This is a genomic window from Streptomyces sp. NPDC048185 (assembly GCF_043202495.1).
GTDB lineage: Bacteria > Actinomycetota > Actinomycetes > Streptomycetales > Streptomycetaceae > Streptomyces.
Genome location: NZ_JBIDAN010000003.1, coordinates 369230 through 392819, shown reverse-complemented (window position 1 = coordinate 392819; position 23590 = coordinate 369230). Strand labels below are relative to the sequence as shown.

Sequence of the window (23590 nt, the reverse complement as noted above, 5' to 3'; positions counted from 1 at the left end):
CGGTGGCACATCCGGCCATGCCGGGGAGGACGTTGCGCCCGCTCCACGCCGTCGGCCACCGACACCCGACGGGCCGTGTCCCGGTGGGACCTGCGCTCCCTATGTACTACTCACCAGGGAGAAAGGAACCTGCCAAACCCCTCCCCCTCCCTCCCGCAGGGCAGGCTCACTCCCGCGAGTGAATATGCCAAGTGGGCTGCATGCGTGGCCGGTTGCCTGCCTTACGCTCATCCGCAGCAGTGCACGACCACCCCCAGACATGCGACGGCCCTCGCAGGGACTGCCATCCCAGTGCGAGGGCCTGACCACCGAGGAAGATGGGCTTCCCGATGGACACCGAAAACCCTAGCGCGCCGCAGCTCCACCAGTCCCGTACCGCGCGGAAAAACCACCCCGACGGGCAGCAGATCGCCGGCGTCACCCACGACCACGTCCGCCACACCGAGAACTTCACGGTGATCGGCAACGACCTGGCCCAGCACCGGGAGCTGTCCCTGCTCGCCATCGGACTGGCCTGCTACATCCAGTCCGTGCGGCCGGGCACCGCCGTCGACATCAAGACGCTCGCCGCCCGCTTCCCGGAGGGCCCCACCCGCATCGCCGCCGCCCTGAACGAACTCGAATCGCACGGCTACCTGATCCGCAGCCGCGAGCGCACCGCCACCGGCCGGATCGTCACCCGCACGGTCTCCTGCAACCGGCCCGGCCACCGCGCCGCCCGGGAGACGGCACCCCGCAGGCCCGCCCGGCGCGCGGCCCCCGACGAGCCCGCGCCACGCAAGCGCCTCCCGGCCGTCCCCCAGCCATCACGCCCCTGGCCCGCCCTCCTCCAGGCAGCCGTCGAGGTCCTCACCGGCCTGCGCCGCCACGACCCACGGCTGCTCCTGTCCGCCACCGACGCCGAACACCTCGCCCCGGGCGTCGCCGCCTGGCTGGAACGCGAGGTCAGCCCCACCGCCGTACGCCACGCCCTGACCGCGAACCTGCCGGACGAGCCACTGATCCGCCCGGCCGCCCTCCTCGCCCACCGCCTGGCCGCCCAACTGCCGCCGCCACCGCCGTACCGGCCCCCGGCCCCACCGGGCCCCGGGCCCCGCCACCCCCTCCAGACCTGCGACGGCTGCGACCGCGCCTTCCGGGCTCCTCAGCCGGGCAGGTGCCGTGAGTGCCGAGCGGTGGACGACCGAGTGCCTGGAACTCCTGACGTCGGTGAGATGCGCACGGCAGGATGAGCCGTGCCGTCGAACTCACCGTCGTGCCCCGCGCCGCCCCAGCGCCCATCTGTACCCGACAAGGACTTCACGTGCTGCCTTCCTTCGCCGCGAATGGATTTCTTCCCCTGGGCCGCTACTCCGTCTCCTTCGGCGAGGCGGAAGACATGCTGGTCCTCGCGCCGGAGTTCCTGAGCTCCAACACACGCTGGGAACTGTGGGACGGACTGAACAACTATCTGGAGCGGTTCTTCGCCTTGGAGGACTCGCACGCGCCCGTCCTGGGCGGGCGCACGCTCATCCACAGGCTGTGGCTCGGTGGCAGCTTCGTGAGCGCGAAGACCGATCCGGGGAACATCGACGCGACGCTCCTGATCGACGTGGGCGCCGAGCGCGCCGTTCGCGGCAGGCCCGGCTCCAAATGGCTGACCACCGCTTTCCAGAGCCGGGACAACATGCTCCGCAAGTTCGGCGTCTCACCGGTCAGAGTCGGGTACCGGCCCGTCGGCCACGTGTTCCGGCCTGAGAACTTCACCGCCGAGGAGCGGACATACTTCATGGAACGGGGTGTGTGGGACGACTGGTGGCAGCGCTGCCGTCTGCCCGGGCAGGCGCACCGTTCCCCGTCTCACGAGAGTGCCGCCCCGGCACGTGGATACCTGGAGGTGCGACTGTGACCACCGGCGACAGCTGGCGCGAGCGCAGGCGTGCGGCGCTCAGGAACGATCGGGGAGCTGCCGAGGCTGCCGCGCGCCTCCTCGAAGAGATGGGTACCGAGGAACGGGACGACGAGGAGATCGAGGCGGAGCACCGGGCAAACCGCCTCGCGGCGGTGCGTGCGTACCAGCCGAACGCCCGTCTCGACGAGGAACTGCGGCTCCGTCTGACCGGGCCGGACACCGAAGGCGGCGCTCTGCGTTTCCAGTGGGGTGACGCTCTGCTGAATCCGGTGGAGAACGCGATCTCCGTCGCCGCGGGCACTCCCGTACAGCTGGAGCTCACCGGCATCTCCGCCGGCAGCACCGTGGTCCATGCCCGTCCCGTGGCTGCTGTCCCCCCTTCGGGGCCTCCGGCCATGGACGCCCCCGTCACTTCCGCCACGAGCACCGGCATGCGCACGCTCACCCATCTGCTGGTCGCGTTGGAGGCCGAACAGGACGTCCGCGAGTGGTCGCGCCTCTTCGACGCGGTGGACACCCTGGCCCGGGCTCTGGGCAAGTACGAGCTCGACCTGGGAGTGACCTGGTACGGCGCCGACGGGGACATGCGCAGGGCCCGGCTCACCGAGCGTGGCAGGCGTTATGTGGAACGGCTTCGCGTACCGTCACGACCCCGTGACCAGGAGATGGTCATCTCCGGCCGCATCACGGAACTCCGCGAAAGCGGCTGGGTGAAGGTCAAGACGGGCACGTCCAGGAACGCGCCGGCCTACGACGTCCACTTCGAGGAGCCCGAGACACTGCTCCGCATGCGCCCCGGTCTCGGGGACAACATCCACTTCCGGGTCCGCTTCCGCCAGTGCCTGGACTCGGTGGGCATCGCCCGGTCCACGGAGTACACGTACCTGGGACCGGCGGCGGAACAGCCCTCGCTTCCGCTTGGGTCCTGACCGGGACGTCCGCCCTACTCCGGCCGCACCACGAACGGCCCCGAGCCCCGCCACCCCCTCCAGACCTGCGACGGCTGCGACCGCGCCTTCCGGAGTGCGGCTCCCGGTCGCTGCCGCGACTGCCGAACCGATCACCCGGAGGACGCCTAGCATGAACTCGACGATCCTTGCCCGAGCCCGTGAGCACACACGACGAGGAGCGAGCGCCATGACCATCGCCCCAGACAACCCGCAGCAGGGCGCCTCCCACCTGTACCGGACCATGCGGGACTTCGTTCAGGCCATGGACGACACGCTGCCCGGGAAGTTCGAGATCACCAAGGAAGGAATCGTCCACGACATGCTGTCGCCCGGAGGGCCGCACGAGGTCACAGCTGCACGCATCAGCCGCCGTCTGGAAAAAATGCTGCCAGACGCGTTGCTGGCCCATACCGCCTGATGTGGAGGACGAGCCCGAGGGCATCATGCGCCATCCCGACGTCATGGTGATCGCATGGGCGGACCTGGATGTTCAGGGCTCGATCGACCCGCGCGCGCTTGTCGCCGCCATCGAAGTGGTCTCCCAGTCCAACCCGGAGAACGACTGGGTCACCAAGATGCGCGACTACCCCCTCATGGGCGTGCCCGTCTACGTGATCTTCGATCCTCGAAAGGGCGAGGGCGCCGTGCTCACCGACATCCACGCCACCCCTGACGGTCCCCGCTACGCCACCCGCAAGGACTTCGTCTACGGCGAGGACGTCACCATCGGTGACTGGACGATCTCCACCGAGGGCCTGCCCCGCTACGCGGCTCCGTGAAACGGCGAAGGGCCCCCCGGCGGAATCGCTCCACCGGCGGACCCTTCGGGCGTCCGCCTACTTCGGCTGCGGCTTGCGCACCGTCAGGTGCAGTTCGCGCAGGCGGGTCTCGTCCAGCTCGGTCGGGGCGCCCATCATCAGGTCCTGGGCGTTGCCGTTGAGCGGGAAGGCGATCGTCTCGCGGATGTTCGGCTCGTCGGCCAGCAGCATCACGATGCGGTCGACGCCCGGGGCGATGCCGCCGTGCGGCGGGGCGCCGAAGCGGAACGCGCGCAGCATGCCGGCGAACTTGTCCTCGACCGTCTCACGGTCGTACCCGGCGATCTCGAACGCCTTGAGCATGATCTCCGGCTCGTGGTTCCGGATCGCGCCCGAGGACAGCTCGACGCCGTTGCAGACGATGTCGTACTGCCAGCCCAGGATGTCCAGCGGGTCCTGGGTCTCCAGGGCCTCCAGGCCGCCCTGCGGCATCGAGAACGGGTTGTGCGAGAAGTCGATCGCGCCGGTCTCCTCGTCCTTCTCGTACATCGGGAAGTCGACGATCCAGCAGAAGCGGAAGACGTCCTCCTCGAAGTGCCCGGCGCGCTTGGCGGCCTCGACCCGCACCGCGCCCATGATCTTCGAGACCTCGTCGAACTCGCCCGCGCCGAAGAACACCGCGTGCCCGGCGGCCAGCGACAGGCGCTTGGTCAGCTCCGCGACGTTGTCCTCGGTCAGGAACTTGGCGATCGGACCGGACAGCGTGCCGTCCTCGCCGACCCGGACCCAGGCCAGGCCCTTGGCGCCCTGCGAGACGGCGTAGTCACCGAGCTGGTCGAAGAACTTGCGCGGCTGGCCGGAGACGTCCGGGACGGGCAGCGCGCGCACGTGCTTGCCGGCGAAGGCCTTGAACTCCGAGCCCTCGAAGATGTCGGTGATGTCGACGAGCTCCAGCTTGGCCCGCAGGTCCGGCTTGTCGGAGCCGTACTTCAGCATCGCCTCGCGGAACGGGATGCGCGGGAACGGCGACGTCACGTGGCGGCCGTTGCCGAACTCCTCGAACAGCTCGGTCATGAGCTTCTCGATCGGCTGGAAGACGTCCTCCTGCTCGACGAAGCTCATCTCCACGTCGAGCTGGTAGAACTCGCCCGGCGAGCGGTCCGCGCGGGCGTCCTCGTCGCGGAAGCAGGGCGCGATCTGGAAGTAGCGGTCGAAGCCGGAGATCATCAGCAGCTGCTTGAACTGCTGCGGGGCCTGCGGCAGCGCGTAGAACTTGCCGGGGTTCAGGCGGGACGGGACCACGAAGTCACGGGCACCCTCCGGGGAGGTGGCGCTCAGGATCGGCGTCGCCATCTCGTTGAAGCCCAGCGCCGTCATCTTGTGCCGGATCGCCGAGATGACCGCGGTGCGCAGCATGATGTTGCGGTGCATGCGCTCGCGGCGCAGGTCCAGGAAGCGGTACTCCAGGCGCCGCTCCTCGTTGACCCCGTCCTCGGTGTTGATGGTGAAGGGCAGCGGCTGGGCCGCGCCGAGCAGCTCGACCTCGCCCACCTCGACCTCGACCTCACCGGTGGGCAGGTCGGCGTTGATGTTCTCGGCGCCGCGGGAGACGACCTTGCCGTCGACCCGGACGGTCGATTCCTTGGTCAGCTTGTCCAGCGCCTCGTACGCCTCCGTACCCGGACGGGCGACGAGCTGGGTGATGCCGTAGTGATCGCGCAGATCGATGAAGAGGATGCCGCCCAGGTCGCGCCGATTGTGCAGCCAGCCACTCAGTCGGACGTCGGTGCCGACGTCAGAGGAGCGGAGCTCGCCGCAGGTGTGGGACCTGTACCGATGCATCGTCGTTCATCCAGTCTTCGCGGATCGGGGGCTGTGTCCGACGGACGTCACGGGGCTCACCTGGCGTGGTCTCGCGGTCCGTGTTTCACGTGAAACAACCCCAGCGTACCGGGGACCCGCGGCTCGGTTCCTCACCAATACCGCGGGAGCGAGCGGTGGCAGCCTCCGATCACCTCTTCTTACAGTGGGGCAATGCGCACTGGCGAGCCCCTGCCCGAGGTGGGGGAGGTCCTCACCGCCCTCGCGACCGGCCTCTGGCACTGGGACACCGCCGCCGGAGAGGTCACGGTCGACGCGGAGACCGCCCGGCTGCTCGGACTGCCCGCCCGGGGAGCCCGGCTCACCGAGGCCCAGGTGCGGGCCCGGCTGCACCCGGTGGACTGGAACGAGGTCACCGGGGTGGTCCAGCGGGCCGTCGCCGAGAGCACGCTCGCCGAGGTCCGCATCCGGGTGATGGACGAGGACGGCCGCAACGTCCGGGTGGTCCGCAGCCGCTCGAAGCCGTCCTTCGACCCCGCGCGCAAGGCCTACGAGCTGATCGGCACGCTCCAGGAGGTCGCCGAGCCGACGCCCGGCACACCCGCGGGACGCAGCGCGGTGACCGGTGACTGGCGCCGCTCGCGGGAGGCGTTCCTGCTGGACGCGGGCCGGGCCCTGGCCGAGGCGCGCTCCACCGAGGAGGTGCTGCGGGTCGCCGCGGGCCTGGCGATGCCCGGGTTCTCGCCGGACGGGCTCGCGGTGTTCGGCGTGTCCGGCGACCACCTGACGGTCATCGGCCACCACGGCCAGCCGCAGAACGACATGAACCCGTTCGTGGACATGCCGCTGGAGACCGACTACCCGGCCGCCGAGGTGGTCCGCACCGGCCGTGCCGTCTACCTCTCCTCCCCCGGGCAGTACCGCGCCCGCTACCCGATCACCTGGCCGCTCGCCGAGCCCTTCGGCCGCCAGTCCTGGGCCTTCGTGCCGCTGGTCGCGGGGGGCCGCACCATGGGCGCCTGGATGGCCGCCTTCGCCTATCCCGTCGCCTTCACGCCGGACGAGCGGTCGGTGCTGACCACCGTGGCCCGGATGCTGGCACAGGCGCTGTCCCGGGCGGGGGCCGCCGAGACCCAGCGGGAGCTGACCGACGGGCTGCAGCGCACCATGCTGCCCGCGCTGGGACCGGAGATCCCGGGCATGAACATCGCGGCCCGCTACGTCCCCACCGGCGGCGGGCTCCAGGTCGGCGGGGACTGGTACGACATGATCCCGCTGCCCCGGGGCCGCTTCGCGCTGGTCATCGGCGACGTCCAGGGACACGACGTACGGGCCGCCGGGCTGATGGGCCAGCTGCGCATCGCCCTGCGGGCCTACGCGTCGGAGGGCCACCGCCCCGACGCGGTGCTCTCCCGGGCCTCCTACTTCTTCCACAGCCTGGCCGACTCCACCGCGGATCCCGCCGACACGCGCTTCGCGACCTGCTTCTACGCGGAGGTGGACCCGGTGACCGGCATCGTGGAGAGCGCCCGGGCGGGGCACCTGGACCCCGTGGTGCGGATGGCCGACGGCACGGCGCTGATCCTCGCCACCGAGGGCGGGCTGCCGCTCGGTGTCGACCCGGACTCCGACTACCCGACCTCCCGGATCGCCCTGGAGCCCGGCGACACCCTGATGCTGTGCACGGACGGCCTGGTCGAGACGGGCGGCCACGACCTCCAGACCGGCTGGCACCGCCTGCGGGTCGTCCTGGAGGAGCACGAGGGCGACATGGAGGAGCTGGCCGACGCACTCGTCCAGGCGGTGCACGGGCCGACCTCGCACCACACCACCGGTCCCCTGGCCGACCGGCGGGAGGACGACATCGCCCTGCTGCTGCTGTGCTGGCGGGACGAGAGCTGCGGCCACGGCGTCAGCACGGTCACCCGGCCGCCGGTACGGCGCACGATGCTGACGGTCGCGCAGGCCGAGCCGGAGCGGATCGGGGTCGCCCGGCAGCATCTGCGGGACCTGCTGCACGACTGGCCCGACGAGGAGCAGCGGGACGCGGCGGTCCTGCTGCTGTCCGAGGTGCTGACGAACGTCCTCGTCCACACCGACGCCAACGCGCTGCTGGTCGCCGAGGTCAGCGGGACCCCGGGCGAGCGGCACATCCGGGTGGAGGTCACCGACAGCGGCGACGACCTGCCGCACAAGCGGCGCCCGGGGGAGATGGCGTCCTCCGGGCGCGGCCTGATGCTGATCGAACTGCTCTCGGACGCCTGGGGCGTCGCCCCGCGCGGCGAGGGCAAGAGCATCTGGTTCGAGTTCTACGAGTCCCCGGTCGAGGGGTCCGAGGAGGAGTCCGAGGGCGGGCCGGGCGCCGCCCTGGGGCTCGTGGACGTCTCCTCCGAGGCCGAGTAGCGGTTCTGGAGTTCGTGGACGATCCCGAACGCGGCGGCGGTGAGCGGAACGGCGAGGAGCATGCCCAGGATGCCCGCCACCGAGGCCCCGGCGGTGAGCGCCAGCAGCACGACCGCCGGGTGCATCTGCACGGTCCGGCTCTGGATCGCCGGCTGGAGCACGTGCCCCTCCAGCACCTGCACGGCCAGCACCACCCCGAGGGCCCACAACGCGATGACGAACCCGCGGTCGGCGAGCGCGACCAGCACGGCGACCGCCCCGGAGATGAAGGCGCCGAGATAGGGGATGTAGGCGCCGACGAAGACCAGCGCGCCGAGCCCGACCGCCCCGGGCACGCGGAGCACCAGCAGCCCCACGGTGATGCAGACGGCGTCGATGAGGGCGATGAGGGTGGTGCCCCGCATGAAACCCTCGACGGCGCCGAAGGCCCGCCGGGCCATCGCCTCGACGGCGTCGGCGCTCCGCCGGGGCACGACGGACCGCACCGTGCCGACGGCGCGGTCGGAGTCGCGCAGGAAGAAGAAGACGAGCAGCAGCGCGAGGACCGCCATGGCCATCATCTCGCCGGCCACGCTCACCCCGGTGATCACCCCGGAGGCGGCCGTGCCGCCGAACTTGCCCAGCAGCTCGCGCGAGTTGGACGCGAGGTCGTCCAGGGAGGTCCCGGCCGTCCCGAAGTGGTCGGCGACGCCTCGGGCCGCGTCCTTGAGCGAGGCGACGATCTGGTCGCCGGTGTCGATGAGCGCGGCGACCACGATGTAGACGGCCCCGCCGACCACGGCCACGACGGCGACGCAGGTCAGCCCCGCGGCCAGCGACCGCTGCACGTGCGCCTTCACCAGCCGCCGGTGCAGCGGTCTGAGCAGGGCGGTGCCGAGCAGCGCGAGCAGCGCCGGCGTCACCGCGGTGCGGAGCTCGGCGCACAGCCGGATCGCGACGTAGCCGACACCGCCGGCGAGCAGGATGACGACGCACCAGGCGGCGAAACGGCGTACCGGACCGGGAAGCAGGTGCACCGCTCCAGCCGATCACGCGCCGGGCGGGCTGTCCTGTGCGGACGGCCCGCCCGGGTGAGGCCACGCGGCCGTCAGGCGCCGGGGCCCTCCGCGGACATGCCGTGCACCGCGGGGACGGTGCCCAGCCGGCCCTTCTGGAAGTCCTCGAAGGCCTGCATCAGCTCGTCCTTGGTGTTCATGACGAACGGGCCGTAGTGGGCCATGGGCTCGCGGATCGGCTGCCCGCCCAGGAGGACGACCTCGAGGTCGGGGGTGTGCGCGTCCTGCTTCTCGTCCGCGCGGACGGTCAGCGAACCACCGGCCCCGAAGACCGCGGTCTGCCCCAGGTGGACCGGGCGCCGCTCGGCACCCACCGACCCGCGCCCGGCCAGCACGTACGCGAGGCCGTTGAAGTCCTCCCGCCAGGGCAGCGTGACCTCGGCGCCCGGCGCGAGCGTGGCGTGGACCATGGTGATCGGCGTGTGCGTGATGCCGGGACCCTCGTGGCCGTCCAGCTCGCCGGCGATGACGCGCAGCAGCGCGCCGCCGTCGGGGGAGGTGAGCAGCTGCACGGAACCGCTGCGGATGTCCTGGTAGCGCGGGGCCATCATCTTGTCCTTGGCCGGGAGGTTCACCCAGAGCTGCAGGCCGTGGAAGAGACCGCCGGACATGACCAGCTGCTCCGGCGGCGCCTCGATGTGCAGCAGGCCGGAGCCCGCCGTCATCCACTGGGTGTCGCCGTTGGTGATGGTGCCGCCACCGCCGTTGGAGTCCTGGTGGTCGAAGATCCCGTCGATGATGTAGGTGACGGTCTCGAAGCCGCGGTGCGGGTGCCAGGGCGTGCCCTTGGGCTCTCCGGGCGCGTACTCCACCTCACCCATCTGGTCCATCATGATGAACGGGTCGAGGTGGCGGTAGTTGATCCCGGCGAAGGCACGGCGCACCGGGAAGCCCTCGCCCTCGAAGCCGCTCGGCGCGGTCGTGACGGTGAGCACGGGACGTGCTACGGCGTCGGCGGATGCGGATACACGGGGCAGCGTCAACGGGTTCTCGACGGTCACTGCAGGCATGTCGGTACCTCCTCGGGTACGCCCCACTTTAGTTGAGCGTTGAACTTCTTGCCACCCTGAACCACGAAAGCCCGGAGGGCATTCCCTCCGGGCTCGCGGTGGCGGCCATGGGCCGGCCCTGCGTTCAGCCGTACATCCGGCGCATGGCGAATTCGACCATCTGTTCGACCGCCTTGGCGTCGAAGACCATCCGGTGCTCGCCCTCCATGTCCAGCACGAAGCCGTAGCCGGTCGGCAGCAGGTCGATCACCTCCGCGCCGGTGATCACGAAGTACTTGGACTCCTTGCCCGCGTAGCGGCGCAGCTCCTTGAGCGAGGTGAACATCGGGATGACCGGCTGCTGGGTGTTGTGCAGCGCCAGGAAGCCCGGGTTGTCGCCGCGCGGGCAGTAGACCTTCGAGGTGGCGAAGATCTGCTGGAAGTCCTCGGCGGCCATCTGCCCCGTGGTGAAGGCGCGCACCGCGTCCGCGAGCGAGGGCGGCGACGGCTCGGGGTACAGCGGCGGCTGCTGCCCGTACCCGCCGGACATCGGCTGCTGCGGCGGCGCGTACTGCTGCTGCTGAGGACCCGCGGTCTGGTCGTAGCCGTACATGGCGCACAGCGTAACGAGTAACGAGTCACAGATGGGCGGTGCGGGGTTGCTTCTTATTACCGACGGGTAGCATCATCGGAGCTACTAGTTGGTACGTGTATCGAGCGCGAGGAGTCAGTGCCTCGCCGATCTATCGACGGAGCCGTCGCCATGGGGCACTACAAGCCGAATCTCCGGGACATCGAGTTCAACCTCTTCGAGGTGCTCGGCCGTGACAAGGTGTACGGCACGGGTCCGTTCGCGGAGATGGACACGGACACCGCCAGGAGCGTCCTCGAGGAGCTGTGCCGCCTCTCGGAGAACGAGCTGGCCGAGTCCTTCACGGACGCCGACCGCAACCCGCCGGTCTTCGACCCGGAGACCAACACCGCGCCGGTCCCGGCGTCCTTCAAGAAGAGCTACCAGGCCTTCATGGACTCCGAGTACTGGCGCCTCGGCCTGCCCGAGGAGATCGGCGGCACCACCTCCCCGCGCTCCCTCATCTGGGCCTACGCGGAGCTGATCCTCGGCGCCAACCCGGCGGTGTGGATGTACTCCTCCGGCCCCGCCTTCGCCGGCATCCTCTTCGAGGAGGGCAACGAGGTCCAGAAGCACATCGCCTCGATAGCCGTCGAGAAGCAGTGGGGCTCCACCATGGTCCTCACCGAGCCGGACGCCGGCTCGGACGTCGGCGCCGGCCGCACCAAGGCCGTGCAGCAGGAGGACGGCTCCTGGCACATCGAGGGCGTGAAGCGCTTCATCACGTCCGGCGAGCACGACATGTCGGAGAACATCCTCCACTACGTCCTCGCCCGCCCCGAGGGCGCCGGCCCGGGCACCAAGGGCCTGTCCCTCTTCCTCGTCCCGAAGTACGAGTTCGACTTCGAGACCGGCGAGCTCGGCGAGCGCAACGGCGTCTACGCCACCAACGTCGAGCACAAGATGGGCCTGAAGGCCTCCAACACCTGCGAGATGACCTTCGGCGACCGCCACCCGGCCAAGGGCTGGCTGATCGGCGACCGGCACGACGGCATCCGCCAGATGTTCCGCATCATCGAGTTCGCCCGCATGATGGTCGGCACGAAGGCGATCTCCACCCTCTCCACGGGCTACCTCAACGCCCTGGAGTACGCCAAGGAGCGCGTCCAGGGCCCCGACCTGGCCAACTTCATGGACAAGACGGCCCCCAAGGTCACCATCACGCACCACCCGGACGTCCGCCGCTCCCTCATGACGCAGAAGGCGTACGCCGAGGGCATGCGCGCGCTGGTGATGTACACCGCCTCCGTCCAGGACGAGATCCAGGTCAAGGAGGCGAACGGCGAGGACGCCTCGGCCGAGCACGCCCTCAACGACCTGCTCCTGCCGATCGTCAAGGGCTACGGCTCGGAGAAGGCCTACGAGCAGCTCGCCCAGTCGCTCCAGACCTTCGGCGGCTCCGGCTTCCTGCAGGAGTACCCGATCGAGCAGTACATCCGCGACGCCAAGATCGACACCCTGTACGAGGGCACGACGGCGATCCAGGGCCAGGACTACTTCTTCCGGAAGATCGTCCGGAACCAGGGCGCCGCGCTGAACTCGCTCGCCGAGGACATCAAGAAGTTCCTGGCGCTCGCCACCGGCGGCGAGGAGCTGTCCGGGGCCCGCGAGCACCTGGCCAAGGCGGCCGTCGAGCTGGAGGCCATCGTCGGCCTGATGCTCACCGACCTCGCGGCCACCGAGCAGGACGTCAAGAACATCTACAAGGTGGGGCTCAACACCACCCGCCTGCTGCTCGCCTCCGGCGACGTCGTCGTCGGCTACCTGCTCCTCAAGGGCGCCGCGATCGCAGCCGAGAAGCTGCCGACGGCGTCCGCCAAGGACAAGGCCTTCTACACCGGCAAGATCGCCGCGGCGAAGTTCTTCGCCGCCAACGTCCTGCCCGGCGTCACCCTGGCCCGCAAGGTGGCCCAGGGTGTCGAGCTGGACCTGATGGAGCTGGACGAGGCCGCCTTCTAAAGGCTCACGGGGCTCACGGAGGCTCGTCTCCACAGCCCCCACACACCCTCGCGAGGGCCCGCTTCCGGCAGACGGGAAGCGGGCCCTCGCACGTCGTTAAGGTGAACCCATGAGCGCACCCTCCCGCTTCGACCGCGGCCACACCGACGACCTGATGTCCTTCCTCGCGGCGAGCCCCACGCCGTACCACGCCGTGGCGAACGCCGCCGAACGGCTGGAGAAGGCCGGTTTCCGGCAGGTCGCGGAGACGGACGCCTGGGAGGGGACGACCGGCGGCACGTACGTGCTGCGCGGCGGCGCGATCGTGGCGTGGTACGTCCCCGAGGGCGCCGCGCCGCACACGCCCTTCCGCGTCGTCGGCGCCCACACCGACTCCCCGAACCTCCGCGTGAAGCCGCGGCCGGACAGCGGTGCGCACGGCTGGCGCCAGATCGCCGTGGAGATCTACGGCGGGCCGCTGATGAACTCCTGGCTCGACCGCGACCTGGGGCTGGCGGGCCGCCTCTCCCTGCGGGACGGCTCGACCCGGCTGGTCAACGTCGACCGCCCGCTGCTCCGCGTCCCCCAGCTCGCCATCCACATGGACCGCAACGTGTCCGCGGAGGGCCTCAAGCTCGACAAGCAGCGCCACCTCCAGCCCGTCTGGGGCCTCGGCGACACCGTGCGCGACGGCGACCTCATCTCCTTCCTGGAGGAGGAGGCCGGCCTGGAGCCGGGCACGGTCACCGGCTGGGACCTGATGACCCATTCCGTGGAGCCGCCGGCGTACCTGGGCCGGGACCGGGAGCTGGTGGCCGGCCCCCGCATGGACAACCTGCTGTCCGTGCACGCCGGGACCGCCGCGCTGGTCGCGGCCGCCGCCTCGGGCGGCGGTCTCCCCCACATCCCCGTGCTCGCCGCCTTCGACCACGAGGAGAACGGCTCCCAGTCGGACACCGGTGCCGACGGACCGCTGCTCGGCGGCGTGCTGGAGCGCTCGGTGTTCACGCGCGGCGGCTCGTACGAGGACCGGGCACGGGCCTTCGCGGGCACGATCTGCCTGTCCTCCGACACCGGCCACGCCGTCCACCCCAACTACGCGGAGCGGCACGACCCGACGCACCACCCGCGCGTCAACGGCGGCCCCATCCTCAAGGTCAACGTCAACAACCGCTACGCCACGGACGGTTCGGGCCGGGCCGTCTTCGCCGCCGCGTGCGAGAAGGCGGACGTCCCCTTCCAGACCTTCGTGTCCAACAACTCCATGCCCTGCGGCACGACCATCGGCCCGATCACCGCGGCCCGGCACGGCATCCGCACCGTCGACATCGGCGCGGCCATCCTGTCGATGCACAGCGCCCGGGAGCTGTGCGGCGCCGACGACCCGCACCTGCTGGCGAACGCGCTGGTGGCGTTCCTGGAGGGCTGAGCCGGCCCCGCGCTCCCGGCCGGAACACCCTTGTGCCGCATGCCTGTTCCCGCCGGGGGTACCCGAACGGAACCGGATCGACCGGAAAGCCGGAACCGACCGGATCTACAGGGAGGCGACACTCATGGGCCTCGGCGGGTGCATCATCCTCATCGCCGTGGGAGCCATCCTCACGTTCGCGACCGACTGGGACATGCAGGGGGTCAACCTCGATCTGGTCGGTGTCATCTTCATGATCGTCGGCCTGATCGGTGTCGCGACCTTCAGCAGCATCGCCCGGCGCCGCCGCGTCGTGATGCCACCGACGACCCCCGTCGTCGAGGACCGGCCCCACCACCACACACGTGACGGCTACAGCGACGGCTACGGCGCCTGAGCACGCCCCGAGCGGGCCGCGCTCAGCCTGTCGGCCTACCGTCCGCGTCCCGGAGCGGCCGGCGGGGAAGCGGTCAGAGCATGAGATTCCTCGTGTACGACCGGCTCCTCGGCTTCGGTGACGACTACTGGATCGAGGACGGCCACGGCAACAAGGTGTACCTCGTCGACGGCAAGGCGATGCGGCTGCGGGACACCTGGGAGCTGAAGGACGCCCAGGGGCGGGTGCTCATCGACATCCACCAGAAGATGTTCGCCCTGCGCGACACGATGGTGATCGAGCGCGGCGGCGAACCGCTGGCGACCCTGAAGCGCAAACGGCTGTCGCTGCTGCGCAACCACTACCGGGTCTCGCTGGCCGACGGCACCGAACTGGACGTCAGCGGCAAGATCCTCGACCGGGAGTTCGCCATCGAGTACGACGGCGAACTGCTGGCCGTCGTCTCCCGGCGGTTGCTGACCCTCCGGGACACCTACGGTGTCGACGTCGTCCGCGACGACGCGGACCCGGCACTGCTGATCGCCCTGACCGTGTGCGTGATCCACCTGGCGGAGAAGGAGCGGGAGAAGGGCGACGAGGGCGAGTGACCCTCCGCCCTCCCGTCACCGGCGCGGTGTGCGCAGGCCGAGCACCCGGTCCTTGAGGGCCGGGAACTGCTCCCGGGTCCGCGCCACCTTCGCCGGGTCGAACTCCACGCCCAGGACCTCCTCGTCCGCGCCGGCCTCCGCCAGCACCTCGCCCCAGGGGTCGACCACGATCGAGTGACCGGCCTGCGGCACCCCGGCGTGCGTCCCGGCCGTTCCGCAGGCGAGGACGAACGCCTGGTTCTCCACCGCCCGTGCCCGGGCCAGGAGCGTCCAGTGGGACCGGCGGCGCTCCGGCCAGCCCGCCGGGACGACGAGCGTCTCGGCACCGGCGTCGACGAGGCCGCGGAAGAGTTCGGGGAAGCGCAGGTCGTAGCAGGTCGCCACGCCCAGGGTCGTCTCCGGCAGACGGACCGTCACCAGCTCGCTCCCCGCGCCCATCAGCACGGCCTCGCCCTTGTCGAAGCCGAAGCGGTGGATCTTGCGGTAGGCGGCGGCCAGATCGCCGGCGGGGGAGAAGACGAGGGAGGTGTTGTAGAGCTCTCCGTCGGGCCCGCGCTCGGGGACGGATCCCGCGTGCAGCCACACCCCCGCGTCGCTCGCCGCCTTGGCCATCGCCTCGTACGTCGGCCCCTGGAGCGGCTCGGCCCGCGCGCCGAACTCCTCGAAGGCGAAGGCGCCCGTGGTCCACAGTTCGGGCAGGACGACCAGGTCGGCGCCCGCCTGGTCCCGGACCAGCGACGCCGCGCGCAGGCGGCGCGCTTCGACGGATTCGCCCTCGTTCACGGCGATTTGGATCAATGAGGCGCGCACACTACCACCGTCCTGGCATTCGAGCCGTCCACTCGGGCCTACGATCGTCACACGAAAGCACTGCCGGGGTGCCGCACAGCAGCGTAACTTAGCGTCCCAAGACGCCCGCCGACCGCAGCCACCTCCCACTGGCACCGCCGCCACCACCTGCCCGTGTACCGACCGCCGAGGGGTCCCGTTCCGTGAGTCTGCATCCCACCCTCCAGCCCTACGCCGACGCCTGGACTCACTCCATCGAGGCGATATCCGAGCTGGTCCAGCCGCTTGTGGAAGCAGAGTGGAACCGTCGCACCCCCTGCCCGGGATGGTCGGTGCGGGACGTCGTCTCGCACGTCATGGGCCTGGACTCCGAGATGCTCGGCGACCCGCGCCCCATCCACACGCTCCCGCGCGACCTGTTCCACGTCACCAACGACCAGCAGCGGTACATGGAGATGCAGGTCGACGTCCGCCGCCACCACACGGCGCCGGAGATCACCTCCGAGCTCGAGTACATGATCATCCGGCGGAACCGGCAGCTGCGGAACGAGTCGCGGGACCCGGGCACCAAGGTGCGCGGGCCGTACGGCGCGGAGCTGACGCTGGAGGAGTCGATGCGCCGGCACGCGTTCGCCGTGTGGGCACACGAGCAGGACCTGCGCACGGCCCTCGGCCGCCCCGGCAACCTCGACTCCCCCGGTGCGCTCGTCGCCCGTGACGTGCTGCTCGCCGAGCTGCCCGGCGTCGTCGCCGAGCGGGCGGACGCGCCGCGCAGCTCGGCGGTCGTCTTCGACGTCCACGGCCCGGTCGAGTTCCTGCGCACGATCCGCGTCGACATCCAGGGGCGCGGCACCCTGGAGACGGCCCCCGCCCTCGGCCCGGCCGCCACCCTCTCCCTCGACTGGGAGACGTACGTCCGCCTGGCCTGCGGCCGGGTGACGCCGGAGGCGGTCACGGACCGTATCAAGACGGAGGGCGACCCGGACCTGACGGCGGCGATCCTGAGGAACTTCACGGTGACGCGGTAACGCCGGTGGTGACGTCAGCCCGTCCTGGGGGCACCCGCTGCGGGGGAGTTCGGGGACGGGGCCGTCAGGCCGCAGCGGGGGCGCGGGGGCGGCAGTACCCGGCGGCACGGCCCGCACCCCCGCCGGGTGCCTACACGGGAACGTGCACCGTCTCCACCCGGCTGGCGACCGACCGCTCCCGTTCCCTGCGCGCCGCCCGCTTCCGCAACCGCAGGATCTGCGTGACACCCACCGCCTGCAGCACGAACACCGACGAGAACGCCACGGCGTAGTCGTCCCCGGTCGCGTCCAGCAGCACCCCGATCGCGAACAGCGTGGTCATCGACGCCACGAAACCGCCCATGTTCGTGATCCCGGACGCCGTCCCCTGCCGCTCCGGCGGATTCGCCGGCCGCGCGAAGTCGAAGCCGATCATCGAGGCCGGTCCGCACGCGCCGAGCACCGCGCACAGCACGACCAGCAGCCACATCGGCGCGTGCTCGGCGGGGTAGGCCAGCGTCGCCGCCCACAGGACCGCCGTCGCGCCCACCGTGCCGAGCGCCAGCGGCAGCCGGGCGGCGTGGTGGCGGGCGATGATCTGGCCGTAGACGAGGCCGACCGTCATGTTGGACAGCACCACCAGGGTGAGCAGCCCGCCGGCCGTGCCCCGGGACAGCCCCTGCGCCTCCACGAGGAAGGGCAGGCCCCACAGCAGCAGGAACACCATCGCCGGGAACTGGGTGGTGAAGTGCACCCACAGCCCCAGCCGGGTGCCCGGCTCCCGCCAGGAGGCGGCGATCTGCCGCCGCACGTACGCGGCCCCCCGGTGGGACACCGGTTCCGGCTCGTACCCCTCGGGGTGGTCCTTCAGGAAGAGCACCAGCAGGACGAGGACGACCACGCCGGCCAGCGCGCTGCCCGCGAAGGCCGCCGTCCAGCCGATGCCGTGCAGCAGGCGGGCCAGGACCAGCGTGGAGACCAGGTTGCCCGCCATGCCGACCAGACCGGCGAGCTGGGCGACCATCGGCCCGCGCCGGGCGGGGAACCAGCGGGTGCCGAGCCGCAGCACGCTGATGAACGTCATGGCGTCGCCGCAGCCGAGCAGCGCCCGTGAGGCGAGCGCGGTGGCGTACGTCGGTGAGAAGGCGAAGCCCAGCTGCCCCACCGTGAACAGGACGACCCCGATGCCCAGCACCCGCTTCGTGCCGAGCCGGTCCACCAGCAGGCCGACGGGTATCTGCATGCCGGCGTAGACCAGCAGCTGGAGGATGGAGAACGTGGACAGGGCGGAGGCGTTGACGTGGAAGCGGTCGGCCGCGTCGAGACCGGCCACCCCCAGGGACGTGCGGAAGATGACGGCGACGAAGTAGACGGCGACGCCGATGCTCCAGACGGCGATCGCGCGCCGCCCTCCGGGCGGGTCGCCCGGCAGCGTGTTCCCGACCGGCGCGGCGGAACTCATCGGACCTCACCCCGCGCCAGGTGCGAGAACCAGCTCACGTGCCGGTGGACCACGCCGACGGCCGCCTCCGCGTCCCCGGAGCGCAGCGCGTCGAGGATCTCCTCGTGCTCGGCGAGCGTCTTGGCGATCCGGTCGGGGTGGGAGTGCATGACGGCGACGCCCATGCGCAGCTGCCGGTCGCGGAGCTGGTCGTAGAGACGGGAGAGGATCTCGTTTCCGCCGCTGCGGACGATCTCGGCGTGGAAGCAGCGGTCGGTGACGGAGGCGGCGGCGAGGTCGCCGGCGGCGGCCTGCTCGCGCTGGCGGGCGAGCAGGTCCTCCAGCCGCTCGATGAGCCCGGGCGGGGCGGGCACGGCCTTGCGCGCCGCGTGCGCCTCGACCAGCAGCCGGGTCTCCACCACGTCCGCGATCTCCTGGGCGGAGACGGGCAGGACCAGCGCCCCCTTCTTCGGGTAGAGGCGGATCAGCCCCTCGACCTCGAGCCGGAGCAGCGCCTCCCGCACCGGGGTGCGCGAGACGCCCACGGCCTCGGCGAGCTCGCCCTCGGTGAGCAGGGTCCCGCCCTCGTAGCGGCGCTCGAGGACGGCCTGTTTGACGTGGGCGTACACGCGGTCGGCGGCGGGGGGTTGCTTCACGGCCATGGTCATGTCCACAGGATAGATACAACAGGGACGCAAGTGGGGCGCCGTCCAGTATCCGGACGCGCGCCACTCGTCCGGGGGACGTACCCGCCTACGGCACAACCGTTCGTGCTATTCACGTGTCCCACAGGCGCGGCCCATGCTGGACCGACCGCAACTGGGCCTCACCACCGGGGATTTCACAACAATCGGGGTATCTCACTTGATAAACGGTATTCAGGGCGCCCGCCTTCGCCGCGCCGTCGCCGTCGCCGTGTCCGCCGGCGCCGTGCTCGCGTCCGGAGCCCTCGCCACCGCGCCCGCGCAGGCCGCCGCGCCCGCGCAGCCCGTCGCCGCGCCCGTGCAGGCCGTCGCCGTGCCCGCGATCGCCGCCAAGGGCGGCTTCGTGATGAACGACGCGAACGGCAGGACCCTCTACACCAAGGCCGCGGACACCAGGCGCTCCACCGGGTCCACGACCAAGATCATGACCGCCAAGGTCGTGCTCTCCCAGCCCAAGCTGAATCTCGACGCCAAGGTCACGATCCAGAAGGCCTACAGCGACTACATCGTCTCGAAGAACGCCTCGTCCGCGCGCCTGATCGTCGGCGACAAGGTGACCGTCCGGCAGCTGCTGTACGGCCTGATGCTGCCGTCCGGCTGCGACGCCGCCTACGCGCTGGCCGACAAGTTCGGCACGGGCCGGACGCGGGCGGAGCGGGTGAAGTCGTTCATCGGCAAGATGAACTCCACCGCCAGGAGCCTCGGCCTCAAGAACACCCACTTCGACTCGTTCGACGGCATCGGCAACGGCAGCAACTACTCGACGCCGCGCGACCTGACGAAGCTCGCGAGCAGCGCGATGAAGAACGCCAACTTCCGAGCGATCGTCAAGACCAAGAAGTACACGGCGAAGACGACCACGAAGAGCGGCGGCACCCGCACCATGGCCGCCTGGACGAACACCAACACGCTGCTGAGCAGTTACAGCGGCGCGGTCGGCCTGAAGACCGGATCGGGCCCGGAGGCCAAGTACTGCCTGGTCTTCGCCGCGACCCGCAAGGGCAAGACGGTGATCGGCACGGTCCTGGCCTCGACGTCCACCACACAGCGCGCCACGGACGCAACGAAGCTCCTGAACTACGGCTTCGCCAAGTAGGACCCGCATACGGAACCGCGCGCCCCGGGGCGGGACGCGCGGTTCCGTCGTGTGTGCCTGCGGTGCGTCACGCCCAGGTGAGCAGGCGCTTCGGCTGTTCCAGGATCGCCGCGACGTCGGCGAGGACCTTGGAGCCCAGCTCCCCGTCGACCAGGCGGTGGTCGAAGCTCAGCGCCAGGGTCGTCACCTGACGCGGCTTCACCTTGCCCTTGTGCACCCACGGCTGGAGCTTGATCGCACCGACCGCGAGGATCGCGGACTCGCCGGGGTTGAGGATCGGCGTGCCGGTGTCGACGCCGAAGACGCCGACGTTGGTGATGGTCACCGTGCCGCCCTGCATGGCCGCCGGGGACGTCCTGCCCTCCCGGGCCGTCGAGACCAGCTCGCCCAGCGACTCGGCGAGCTGCGGCAGCGTCTTGGCGTGGGCGTCCTTGATGTTCGGCACGATCAGGCCGCGCGGGGTCGCGGCCGCGATGCCCAGGTTCACGTAGTGCTTGACCACGATCTCCTGCGCCGCCTCGTCCCAGGACGCGTTGATGTCCGGGTTGCGCCGGATCGCGACCAGCAGGGCCTTGGCGATCAGCAGGAGCGGATTCACCCGCAGGCCCGTGAACTCCTTGTCCTGCTTGAGCTCCTCGACCAGCTTCATCGTCCGCGTCACGTCGACCGTCACGAACTCCGTGACGTGCGGCGCGGTGAACGCCGAGCCGACCATCGCCGCGGCCGTCGCCTTGCGCACGCCCTTGACCGGGATGCGGGTCTCGCGCGCCGTGTCGTACGACGCCGCGGGCGCCGGGGCCGCGGGCGCGGGCGTGGCGGCGGGCGCCGCCTCGGGCGCCTCGGCCGGTGCGGGCGCGGTGGCCACCGCCGCGTGCACGTCCTCGCGCGTGATGACGCCGTCCGGGCCCGAGGGCACGACGGTCGTCAGGTCCACGCCGAGGTCCTTCGCCAGCTTGCGCACCGGCGGCTTGGCCAGCGGGCGCTCGCGGGTGACGGGTCCGTGGCCGTTCATCTCGGACTGGATCGCGGCCGACGCCTCCTGCGCCGGGGCGCCGGGGCTCTTGCGCGGGCGGCGGCGGGTCGAGGAGGTGGCGACTCCGTAGCCGACCAGGACCGGCTGGCGGCCCTGCGGCTTCTCCTCCTCGGCCGGTGCCGGTGTGTCCGCCACGGGGGCGGGGGCCTGCGCCGGTTCCGGTGCGGCCTCCTGTGCCGGAGCGGCGGCGGCCGCGCCGTCCCCGACGGCGACCGCGATGATCGACGTGCCCACGTCGACCGTGGTGCCCTCGGGGAAGTGCAGCTCGCGGACCACCCCGTCGTAGGGGATGGGCAGCTCGACCGCGGCCTTGGCCGTCTCGACCTCGCACACGATCTGTCCGTCGGTGACCGTGTCACCGGGCTGGACGTACCACTTGAGAATCTCGGCCTCGGTGAGTCCCTCGCCCACGTCGGGCATCTTGAACTCGCGCACGGAGCCTTCAGTCATCGTCGTCAACGCCCTCTCCTCAATACGCCAGCGAGCGGTCGACGGCGTCCAGCACCCGGTCCAGGTCGGGCAGGTACTCCTCCTCCAGGCGGGCCGGCGGGTACGGCGCGTGGTAGCCGCCGACCCGGAGCACCGGGGCCTCCAGGTGGTAGAAGCAGCGCTCGGTGATCCGCGCCGCGATCTCCGCGCCCGAGCCCAGGAACACCGGCGCCTCGTGGACCACGACCAGGCGGCGGGTCTTCTCCACCGACGCCTGGATCGTGTCGAAGTCCAGCGGGGAGATGGACCGCAGGTCCACCACCTCCAGGGACCGGCCCTCCTCGGCCGCCGCGTCGGCGACCTCCTGGCAGAGCTTCACCATCGGGCCGTAGGCGGCCAGCGTGAGGTCGGTGCCCTCGCGGACGACCCGTGCCTTGTGCAGCGGGCCCGGGATCGCCTCGGTGTCGACCTCGGCCTTGTCCCAGTAGCGCCGTTTGGGCTCGAAGTAGATCACCGGGTCGTCGCTCTGGATGGCCTGCTGCATCATCCAGTACGCGTCCCCCGCGTTCGACGGGGAGACCACCTTCAGGCCCGCCACGTGCGCGAAGAGCGCCTCGGGCGACTCGGAGTGGTGCTCGACCGCGCCGATGCCGCCGCCGTAGGGGATGCGGATGACGACCGGCATCTTGACCTTGCCGAGCGAGCGGGCGTGCATCTTCGCCAGCTGCGTGACGATCTGGTCGTAGGCCGGGAACACGAAGCCGTCGAACTGGATCTCCACCACCGGACGGTAGCCGCGCAGGGCCAGGCCGATGGCCGTGCCCACGATGCCGGACTCGGCCAGCGGGGTGTCGATGACCCGGTCCTCGCCGAAGTCCTTCTGCAGCCCGTCGGTGACGCGGAAGACGCCGCCGAGCTTGCCGACGTCCTCGCCCATGATCAGGACCTTGGGGTCCGACTCCAGCGCGCTGCGCAGCGACTCGTTGATCGCCTTGGCCAGCGCCATCTTTTCCGCTGCCATCTCAGACCCCCTCGGCCTCTGCGAACGACGCCTGGTAGGCGGCGAACTGGGCGCGCTCCTCGTCGACGAGCGCGTGCCCGTCCGCGTACGCGTTCTCGAAGATGGCGAACCGGTCCGGGTCCGGCATGGCACGGACCACTTCGCGCACTCGTTTGCCCAACGCCTCGCTCTCCGTCTCAAGTTCCGCGAAGAACTCCTCGTCCGCGTGGTGTGCGGACTCCAGGAAGCGGCGGAGGCGCAGGATCGGGTCCTTCGCCTCCCAGGCGGCCCGCTCGTCGTCGTGCCGGTAGCGGGAGGGGTCGTCCGAGGTGGTGTGGGCGCCCATGCGGTAGGTGTACGCCTCGATCAGCGCCGGGCCCTCGCCGCGCCGTGCGCGCTCCAGCGCCCACCGGGTGACCGCCAGACAGGCCAGCACGTCGTTGCCGTCGACCCGGACGCCGGGGAAGCCGAAGCCCTGGGCGCGCTGGTACAGCGGCACGCGGGTCTGCTTCTCGTTGGACTCCGAGATCGCCCACTGGTTGTTCTGGCAGAAGAAGATCACCGGGGCGTTGTAGACCGCGGCGAAGTTGAACGCCTCGCTGACGTCGCCCTGGCTGGAGGCGCCGTCGCCGAAGTAGGCGATCACGCCGGAGTCCGCGCCGTCCTTGGCGATGCCCATCGCGTAGCCCGTGGCGTGCAGCGCCTGGGAGCCGATGACGATGGTGTACAGGTGGAAGTTGTTGCTGTTGGGGTCCCAGCCGCCGTTGTTCACGCCGCGGAACATGCCGAGGAGATTGGTCGGGTCCACCCCGCGGCACCAGGCGACGCCGTGCTCGCGGTAGGTGGGGAAGACGTAGTCGTCCTCCCGGGTGGCGCGGCCGGAGCCGATCTGCGCGGCCTCCTGGCCCAGCAGCGAGGCCCACAGGCCCAGCTCGCCCTGACGCTGCAGTGCGGTGGCCTCGGCGTCGAAGCGCCGGGTGAGCACCATGTCGCGGTACAGACCGCGCAGCTCGTCGGGGGTGATGTCGGCGACGTACTCGGCGTACTCCGCGTAGGCCGCCTTCCTGACGCGCTTGCCCTCGGGCGTCAGCAGCTGCACGAGCTCCGTCCCGGAGCCCTTCCCGGCAGCGGTGCGGGTGGTGCGCTTGGCGCCGGTGGTGCCGGCCTCGGTGCCGGTGGTACCGGCTGCCTTGCTTCCGGCGCTGCGTCGCGGCTTGCGCGCGGCAGTGCTCTCCACGGTCACGTGTGCTCCTCCGTCGGTCC

20 protein-coding genes and 1 pseudogene are annotated in these 23590 nt (G+C 70.9%); 11 read left to right on the top strand and 10 right to left on the bottom strand.

The annotated features are described in order from the left end of the window. The first annotated feature begins 329 nt into the window (after nucleotides 1–329). The 4 genes and pseudogenes from ACGF3H_RS12320 (at nucleotide 330) to ACGF3H_RS12305 (ending at nucleotide 3620) form a co-directional block, all read left to right on the top strand. The gene (locus ACGF3H_RS12320) at nucleotides 330–1232 is read left to right on the top strand and encodes a helix-turn-helix domain-containing protein (protein WP_362486414.1); all 903 of its coding nucleotides are present in this window, start codon (nucleotides 330–332) and stop codon (nucleotides 1230–1232) included. Nucleotides 1233–1303: 71 nt separating this feature from the next. Then, a complete protein-coding gene (locus ACGF3H_RS12315) occupies nucleotides 1304–1888 on the top strand; it encodes a DUF6932 family protein (protein WP_362486411.1) in 585 nt (194 codons plus the stop codon). Beyond that, nucleotides 1885–2820, top strand: a complete 936-nt coding sequence (locus ACGF3H_RS12310) for a hypothetical protein (protein ID WP_362486408.1) — start codon at nucleotides 1885–1887, stop codon at nucleotides 2818–2820. The genes ACGF3H_RS12315 and ACGF3H_RS12310 overlap by 4 nt, the downstream gene beginning before the upstream one ends. Before the next feature lie 208 nt (nucleotides 2821–3028). After that, a pseudogene (locus ACGF3H_RS12305) lies at nucleotides 3029–3620 on the top strand (Uma2 family endonuclease). A 57-nt stretch (nucleotides 3621–3677) separates the two neighbouring features. Here ACGF3H_RS12305 and aspS read toward each other — a convergent pair. Further along, complete coding sequence (gene aspS, locus ACGF3H_RS12300; protein WP_362486405.1) at nucleotides 3678–5441, bottom strand: aspartate--tRNA ligase; 1764 nt, start codon at nucleotides 5439–5441, stop codon at nucleotides 3678–3680. Nucleotides 5442–5633: 192 nt separating this feature from the next. Between aspS and ACGF3H_RS12295 the strand changes: the two genes are divergently transcribed. Further along, entirely contained in the window at nucleotides 5634–7823 is a 2190-nt protein-coding gene (locus ACGF3H_RS12295; RefSeq protein WP_362486402.1) for a SpoIIE family protein phosphatase, read from the top strand. Here the strand turns inward: ACGF3H_RS12295 and ACGF3H_RS12290 are convergent. From ACGF3H_RS12290 to ACGF3H_RS12280, 3 genes are all read right to left on the bottom strand, one after another. Further along, the gene (locus ACGF3H_RS12290; protein ID WP_362486400.1) at nucleotides 7730–8839 is read right to left on the bottom strand and encodes an AI-2E family transporter; all 1110 of its coding nucleotides are present in this window, start codon (nucleotides 8837–8839) and stop codon (nucleotides 7730–7732) included. The genes ACGF3H_RS12295 and ACGF3H_RS12290 overlap by 94 nt on opposite strands. 71 nt (nucleotides 8840–8910) lie before the next feature. After that, nucleotides 8911–9888, bottom strand: a complete 978-nt coding sequence (locus ACGF3H_RS12285; RefSeq protein ID WP_362486397.1) for a pirin family protein — start codon at nucleotides 9886–9888, stop codon at nucleotides 8911–8913. Nucleotides 9889–10012: 124 nt separating this feature from the next. Continuing rightward, entirely contained in the window at nucleotides 10013–10480 is a 468-nt protein-coding gene (locus ACGF3H_RS12280; RefSeq protein WP_362486394.1) for an SseB family protein, read from the bottom strand. A gap of 150 nt (nucleotides 10481–10630) precedes the next feature. Between ACGF3H_RS12280 and ACGF3H_RS12275 the strand changes: the two genes are divergently transcribed. The 4 genes from ACGF3H_RS12275 to ACGF3H_RS12260 all read left to right on the top strand — a co-directional run bounded on the left by ACGF3H_RS12275 (nucleotide 10631) and on the right by ACGF3H_RS12260 (nucleotide 14828). Continuing rightward, nucleotides 10631–12457 carry an acyl-CoA dehydrogenase gene (locus ACGF3H_RS12275; protein WP_362486391.1) on the top strand — a complete coding sequence of 609 codons (1827 nt, stop codon included), beginning with the start codon at nucleotides 10631–10633 and terminating at the stop codon, nucleotides 12455–12457. A 109-nt stretch (nucleotides 12458–12566) separates the two neighbouring features. Then, nucleotides 12567–13865, top strand: a complete 1299-nt coding sequence (locus ACGF3H_RS12270; RefSeq protein WP_362486388.1) for a M18 family aminopeptidase — start codon at nucleotides 12567–12569, stop codon at nucleotides 13863–13865. Between the two features lie 124 nt (nucleotides 13866–13989). Beyond that, complete coding sequence (locus tag ACGF3H_RS12265; protein WP_189230114.1) at nucleotides 13990–14241, top strand: DUF6458 family protein; 252 nt, start codon at nucleotides 13990–13992, stop codon at nucleotides 14239–14241. 80 nt (nucleotides 14242–14321) lie between these two features. Beyond that, the gene (locus ACGF3H_RS12260; protein ID WP_362486385.1) at nucleotides 14322–14828 is read left to right on the top strand and encodes an LURP-one-related/scramblase family protein; all 507 of its coding nucleotides are present in this window, start codon (nucleotides 14322–14324) and stop codon (nucleotides 14826–14828) included. A 15-nt stretch (nucleotides 14829–14843) separates the two neighbouring features. Here the strand turns inward: ACGF3H_RS12260 and ACGF3H_RS12255 are convergent, their stop codons facing one another. Continuing rightward, nucleotides 14844–15638, bottom strand: a complete 795-nt coding sequence (locus ACGF3H_RS12255; RefSeq protein ID WP_362486383.1) for a carbon-nitrogen family hydrolase — start codon at nucleotides 15636–15638, stop codon at nucleotides 14844–14846. Nucleotides 15639–15820: 182 nt separating this feature from the next. Between ACGF3H_RS12255 and ACGF3H_RS12250 the strand changes: the two genes are divergently transcribed. Further along, entirely contained in the window at nucleotides 15821–16645 is an 825-nt protein-coding gene (locus ACGF3H_RS12250) for a maleylpyruvate isomerase family mycothiol-dependent enzyme (RefSeq protein WP_362486380.1), read from the top strand. Between the two features lie 130 nt (nucleotides 16646–16775). Here ACGF3H_RS12250 and ACGF3H_RS12245 read toward each other — a convergent pair whose 3' ends face one another. Beyond that, nucleotides 16776–18086, bottom strand: coding sequence for an MFS transporter (locus ACGF3H_RS12245; RefSeq protein ID WP_362486377.1), 1311 nt, complete (start codon nucleotides 18084–18086; stop codon nucleotides 16776–16778). Then, entirely contained in the window at nucleotides 18083–18733 is a 651-nt protein-coding gene (locus ACGF3H_RS12240; RefSeq protein ID WP_362486375.1) for a GntR family transcriptional regulator, read from the bottom strand. Before ACGF3H_RS12240 ends, ACGF3H_RS12245 begins: the two co-directional genes overlap by 4 nt. A 196-nt stretch (nucleotides 18734–18929) precedes the next feature. Between ACGF3H_RS12240 and ACGF3H_RS12235 the strand changes: the two genes are divergently transcribed. Next, entirely contained in the window at nucleotides 18930–19865 is a 936-nt protein-coding gene (locus ACGF3H_RS12235; RefSeq protein ID WP_362486372.1) for a D-alanyl-D-alanine carboxypeptidase, read from the top strand. A gap of 67 nt (nucleotides 19866–19932) precedes the next feature. Here ACGF3H_RS12235 and ACGF3H_RS12230 read toward each other — a convergent pair whose 3' ends face one another. The 3 genes from ACGF3H_RS12230 to pdhA are packed head-to-tail and all read right to left on the bottom strand — an operon-like array spanning nucleotide 19933 to nucleotide 23570. Further along, entirely contained in the window at nucleotides 19933–21348 is a 1416-nt protein-coding gene (locus tag ACGF3H_RS12230) for a dihydrolipoamide acetyltransferase family protein (protein ID WP_362486650.1), read from the bottom strand. 19 nt (nucleotides 21349–21367) lie between these two features. After that, nucleotides 21368–22348: an alpha-ketoacid dehydrogenase subunit beta gene (locus ACGF3H_RS12225; RefSeq protein WP_239765041.1), complete on the bottom strand. Its 981-nt coding sequence runs from the start codon at nucleotides 22346–22348 to the stop codon at nucleotides 21368–21370. Between the two features lies 1 nt (nucleotide 22349). After that, a complete protein-coding gene (gene pdhA, locus ACGF3H_RS12220; RefSeq protein ID WP_362486369.1) occupies nucleotides 22350–23570 on the bottom strand; it encodes a pyruvate dehydrogenase (acetyl-transferring) E1 component subunit alpha in 1221 nt (406 codons plus the stop codon). Between the last annotated feature and the right edge of the window lie 20 nt (nucleotides 23571–23590).

What these genes read in the sequence shown, in the direction of transcription:
- ACGF3H_RS12320 (WP_362486414.1), top strand. Translation starts at nt 330, where the DNA reads ATGGACACCGAAAACCCTAGCGCGCCGCAGCTCCACCAGTCCCGTACC.
- aspS (WP_362486405.1), bottom strand. Translation starts at nt 5,441, where the DNA reads ATGCATCGGTACAGGTCCCACACCTGCGGCGAGCTCCGCTCCTCTGAC.
- ACGF3H_RS12295 (WP_362486402.1), top strand. Translation starts at nt 5,634, where the DNA reads ATGCGCACTGGCGAGCCCCTGCCCGAGGTGGGGGAGGTCCTCACCGCC.
- ACGF3H_RS12285 (WP_362486397.1), bottom strand. Translation starts at nt 9,888, where the DNA reads ATGCCTGCAGTGACCGTCGAGAACCCGTTGACGCTGCCCCGTGTATCC.
- ACGF3H_RS12280 (WP_362486394.1), bottom strand. Translation starts at nt 10,480, where the DNA reads ATGTACGGCTACGACCAGACCGCGGGTCCTCAGCAGCAGCAGTACGCG.
- ACGF3H_RS12275 (WP_362486391.1), top strand. Translation starts at nt 10,631, where the DNA reads ATGGGGCACTACAAGCCGAATCTCCGGGACATCGAGTTCAACCTCTTC.
- ACGF3H_RS12270 (WP_362486388.1), top strand. Translation starts at nt 12,567, where the DNA reads ATGAGCGCACCCTCCCGCTTCGACCGCGGCCACACCGACGACCTGATG.
- ACGF3H_RS12265 (WP_189230114.1), top strand. Translation starts at nt 13,990, where the DNA reads ATGGGCCTCGGCGGGTGCATCATCCTCATCGCCGTGGGAGCCATCCTC.
- ACGF3H_RS12260 (WP_362486385.1), top strand. Translation starts at nt 14,322, where the DNA reads ATGAGATTCCTCGTGTACGACCGGCTCCTCGGCTTCGGTGACGACTAC.
- ACGF3H_RS12245 (WP_362486377.1), bottom strand. Translation starts at nt 18,086, where the DNA reads ATGAGTTCCGCCGCGCCGGTCGGGAACACGCTGCCGGGCGACCCGCCC.
- ACGF3H_RS12240 (WP_362486375.1), bottom strand. Translation starts at nt 18,733, where the DNA reads ATGACCATGGCCGTGAAGCAACCCCCCGCCGCCGACCGCGTGTACGCC.
- ACGF3H_RS12230 (WP_362486650.1), bottom strand. Translation starts at nt 21,348, where the DNA reads ATGACTGAAGGCTCCGTGCGCGAGTTCAAGATGCCCGACGTGGGCGAG.
- ACGF3H_RS12225 (WP_239765041.1), bottom strand. Translation starts at nt 22,348, where the DNA reads ATGGCAGCGGAAAAGATGGCGCTGGCCAAGGCGATCAACGAGTCGCTG.